The organism is Burkholderia sp. Ax-1720, assembly GCF_011753035.1.
GTDB classification, from domain to species: domain Bacteria; phylum Pseudomonadota; class Gammaproteobacteria; order Burkholderiales; family Burkholderiaceae; genus Burkholderia; species Burkholderia gladioli.
Window position 1 is genome coordinate 1 of sequence record NZ_VWWK01000312.1, and the last position, 4162, is coordinate 4162.

The 4162-nt window shown below is 69.1% G+C and carries 5 protein-coding genes and 1 pseudogene; 5 read left to right on the top strand and 1 reads right to left on the bottom strand.

Annotated elements, in window-relative coordinates; all coding sequences use genetic code 11:
• Nucleotides 1-330, top strand: a pseudogene (locus F3J18_RS38420) (peptidoglycan endopeptidase); the annotation flags it as partial.
• Between the two features lie 72 nt (nucleotides 331-402).
• Here F3J18_RS38420 and F3J18_RS35820 read toward each other — a convergent pair.
• Nucleotides 403-1218 carry an IclR family transcriptional regulator gene (locus tag F3J18_RS35820; RefSeq protein WP_013698292.1) on the bottom strand — a complete coding sequence of 272 codons (816 nt, stop codon included), beginning with the start codon at nucleotides 1216-1218 and terminating at the stop codon, nucleotides 403-405.
• 154 nt (nucleotides 1219-1372) lie between these two features.
• Between F3J18_RS35820 and F3J18_RS35825 the strand changes: the two genes are divergently transcribed.
• The 4 genes from F3J18_RS35825 to F3J18_RS35840 form a co-directional block, all read left to right on the top strand.
• Nucleotides 1373-2146 carry an ABC transporter substrate-binding protein gene (locus tag F3J18_RS35825; protein WP_025097623.1) on the top strand — a complete coding sequence of 258 codons (774 nt, stop codon included), beginning with the start codon at nucleotides 1373-1375 and terminating at the stop codon, nucleotides 2144-2146.
• 34 nt (nucleotides 2147-2180) lie between these two features.
• The gene (locus F3J18_RS35830) at nucleotides 2181-2837 is read left to right on the top strand and encodes an amino acid ABC transporter permease (protein WP_166916848.1); all 657 of its coding nucleotides are present in this window, start codon (nucleotides 2181-2183) and stop codon (nucleotides 2835-2837) included.
• A complete protein-coding gene (locus F3J18_RS35835; RefSeq protein WP_166916850.1) occupies nucleotides 2834-3586 on the top strand; it encodes an amino acid ABC transporter ATP-binding protein in 753 nt (250 codons plus the stop codon). Before F3J18_RS35830 ends, F3J18_RS35835 begins: the two co-directional genes overlap by 4 nt.
• The coding region (locus F3J18_RS35840) for an FAD-dependent oxidoreductase (RefSeq protein ID WP_166916852.1) at nucleotides 3583-4162 on the top strand (580 nt) is incomplete at its 3' end. The genes F3J18_RS35835 and F3J18_RS35840, both read left to right, overlap by 4 nt.

Genomic DNA, 4162 nt, shown 5'->3' on the forward strand with positions numbered 1-4162 from the left:
CAGGCCCGCGCGGCCGGCGCCACCACCGCGGCCGTGACGCCGCGCGCGCCCGAGGTCGACACCAGCATGGCCGCGCCGCAATATGCGCCGGTTTCTTCGCCGCCCGTCACGGCAACGGCAAGCTCAACGGCAGCGAACCGCGCGCCGGACCCGATCGACGCCGCGGCCGATGCCTTCGAGCCGCCCCCGCCAACCGCCCGCGCCGCTGCCCAGCAAGCCCGCTCGGCAGCCCCCGAAGGCGTGCGGATCATCCGCGCCTCGACCGCCTCCGGCAACCTCCCCGGCAGCGGCGACGATCCGATCGCGCGCTTCGCCAACGGCAGCTACTGAGCCTGCCGCTTTCAAGCGGGCGGCTCACGGCCGCCATCGCCGATTCCCCTTCCCCCATCCAGGGCGCTTGGCTCAGGCCAGCGTCCGGATCGAATTCGACACGCCGCGCGCGCAGTCGATCACGGCCGGCGCCAGCCGGCGCTCGGCTTCCTCGATGCTCCAGCGGCTCGACGGCGCAACCACGTGCACCGAACCGACCGGCCGCCGCTCGCCGTCGAACACGGGCGCCGCGATCGTCATGTCGCCGATGAACAACTCCTCGCGATTCGAGGCATAACCACGCAGTCGCGCCTGGCCGAGCAGCGCCTCGATAGGCGCGATCTCGGTGACGGTGTACTGCGTATGCGCCACGCGCTCGCTGGCGAGCAGCAGCGCATGCGCCTCCGGCTCGGGCAACGCGCCCAGGTAAGCACGCCCCGAAGCCGTGCAGTACATCGGGATGCGGCTGCCGATCGGCATGTGGATCGGCACGAACTTGGTACAGACGAAGCGCGCGACGTAGACCATATCCGTGCCGTCGGGCTCGGTCAGGTTGGTGGTTTCGCCGGTCACGTTGGTCAGTTCCGAGAGGAACGGATTGGCGACGTCGATCAGCATGTCCGCCGACAGGTAGCTGAAGCCGATCTGCATCACGCGCGGCGTGAGCTGGTAGCGGCGCGTGCGCGGATGCTTGCGCACGTAGCCGAGCCGCTCCAGCGTGTAGATCATCCGCTGCGCCGAACTCTTGGTGATCGCGGTCGCGTCGGCGACCTCCTGCAGGCTCATCGAGCGGCGCTGGGCGCCGAACGCGCGCAGCACCGCGATGCCCTTCTCCAGCGACTGGTTGAACAGCGCGTCGCTGCTGGCCTCGCCGCCCTCGGCGGCCGGCGTCCGGTCGGACTCACTCATGGAAACGCCCAATGGTCATCATGTGGCATCGACGATAGCATATCGAATATCGATACGCAAAAATCTTTCATCGATATTTTTGACTCGAATACCATGATTCAGTAGGTGTTCATCGATTTCTGACCGGCTGGTCTTCCGCACAGGAGGCAATCCCATGTTTCAGTTCGCCAAACGCTTCGCCCTCGTCCTGGCCTGCGCGCTCGCCCCGCTGGCCGCCGTCGCGCCCCTTTCGGCCCAGGCCGCGCCGCCCGTCTACACGGTGGGCGCCACCGCCACCGGCGTGCCCTTCACCTTCCTCGACGTGAAGAGCAACGCGATCCAGGGCCTGCTGGTCGACGCGATCAGCGCCACCGGCCACGCCGCCGGCTTCGACGTGAAGATCGAGCAGACCACCTTCGCCGCCCTGATCCCCTCGCTGACCACCAGGAAGATCGACATCATCTCGGCCGCCATGCTGAAGACGCCGGCGCGCCAGCAGGTGGTCGACTTCTCGGACACGGTCTATTCCTACGGCGAGGGGCTGGTGGTGCCCGCCAGCGACGCCGGCAAGTACAGCTCGATGGACGACCTGAAGGGCGCCGTGGTGGGCGCCCAGGTCGGCACCGCCTTCGTCGACGCGCTGAACAAGAAGGGCATCTTCAAGGAGGTGCGCACCTACGATTCGGTCGCCGACATCCTGCGCGACGTCGCGCTGGGCCGCATCCAGGCCGGCTTCGGCGATCGCCCGATCCTCGCCTACCAGTTGCAGAAGAATCCCAACCCGAAGATCCGCCTGGTCGAGGGCTACCAGCCCTCGGTGCTCGGCCAGGTCTGCTTCGTGGTGCGCAAGGGCGATCGCGACACGCTCGACAAGCTCAACGAGGGCATCCGCAAGATCAAGGCCGACGGCACGCTGAACCAGATCGTCAAGAAATGGCAGGTCGAGTGACGCGCCCGCGCGTCGCGTCCAAGGAGAGTTCGCCATGTCCCTGCAGAACCTGCTCGATTTCCTGCCGATCCTGCTCAAGGGCGCGATCGTCACGGTCGAGATCACCGTCTGCTCGTTCGTGCTGAGCACGCTGGTCGGCCTCGCCTTCGCCCTGATGCGGGTCTCGCCGAACCGCCTGCTGTCAGGCGGCGCGGCCGCCGTGATCAACGTGATCCGCGGGCTGCCGATCATCGTCCAGTTGTTCTACATCTACTTCGTGCTGCCCGATCTCGGCGTGCAGCTATCGGCCTTCCAGGCCGGCTGCATCGGCCTGGGCATCGCCTACTCGGCCTACCAGGCCGAGAACTTCCGGGCCGGCATCAAGGCCATCGACCGCGGCCAGATCGAGGCGGCGCAGTCGATCGGCATGCGCGGCGCGATGATCATGCGCCGCGTGGTGCTGCCGCAGGCCTTCCGCATCGCGCTGCCACCCTACGGCAATACGCTGGTGATGATGCTGAAGGATTCCTCGCTGGCCTCGACCATCACGGTCGCGGAAATGACGCGCGCCGGCCAGTTGATCGCCTCCTCGACCTTCCAGAACATGACCGTCTACACGCTGGTGGCCCTGCTCTACCTGGCGCTGAGCCTGCCGCTGGTCTGGAGCCTGCGCCGGCTCGAACGCCACCTCGGCCTGAAGGGGGCGCGATGATCCGCATCGACGATCTGCACAAGCGCTTCGGCGAGACCGAGGTGCTCAAGGGCGTGAGCCTGGAAGTCAGCGCGGGCGAGGTGGTCTGCCTGATCGGGCCGTCCGGCTCGGGCAAGTCGACCCTGCTTCGCTGCATCAACGGGCTGGAGACGCACCAGGGCGGCAGCATCGCCATCGACGGCCAGCGCGTGGATCCCGCCTCGCCCACCATCCACGCGCTGCGCACCCAGGTCGGCATGGTGTTCCAGCGCTTCAACCTGTTCCCGCATCGCAGCGCGCTGGAAAACGTGCTGGAGGGCCCGCTCCACGTCAGGAAGGAAGCCCGCGCGGCGGCCCTCGAACGCGCGCGCCGGCTGCTCGACAAGGTCGGTCTCGCGCATCGCGCCGATGCCTATCCGTCCCAGCTCTCGGGCGGCCAGCAGCAGCGCGTCGCGATCGCGCGGGCCCTGGCCATGCAGCCGCGCGCGATCCTGTTCGACGAGCCCACCTCGGCGCTCGATCCCGAGCTGGTCGGCGAGGTGCTCGGCGTGATGCGCCAGCTCGCCGCCGACGGCATGACGATGATCGTGGTCACGCACGAGATGGGTTTCGCGCGCGAGGTCGCCGATCGCGTCGCCTTCCTGCACGACGGCCGGATCTGCGAGGCGGGTGCCGCCGCCGAGGTGCTCGGCAATCCACGGCATCCGCGCACACGCGATTTCCTGCGCCGCATGCTCGATCCTCATTCCTCCACCGTGTCCGCGACATGAGCGCCTCCTTCGCTGCCTCCCTGCCGCCCTCGCTGTGGGCCGCCACCGCGCCGCCCGGCGTCGACGCGCCGCCGCTGGCCGAATCGGCGGTGACCGACGTCGCGATCGTCGGCGCCGGCTACACGGGGCTGTCGAGCGCCCTGCACCTGGCCGAGCGCGGCATCGCGGTGCGCGTGCTCGATGCGCACGAACCCGGCTGGGGCGCCTCGGGCCGCAATGGCGGCCAGGTGATCCCCGGCCTCAAGTACGATCCCGACGAACTGCTGCGCCGCTTCGGCGAGCGCAACGGCCAAGTCCTGATCGAGATGGCCGGCGGCGCCGCCGATACCGTGTTCGACCTGATCGCCCGCCATGGCATCGCCTGCGACGCGGTGCGGGCCGGCTGGGTCCAGCCGACGCATTCGGCGCGGCTCCTGCCGACCCTGCAGGCACGCGCCCGGCAATGGGAACGCCGCGGCGCGCCGGTCGAACTGCTCGACGGCGAGCAGGTGGCGGCCCGGCTCGGCACCCGCGCCTTCATCGGCGGCTGGATCGACCGGCGCGCCGGCAGCGTGCAGCCGCTCGCCTACGCGCGCG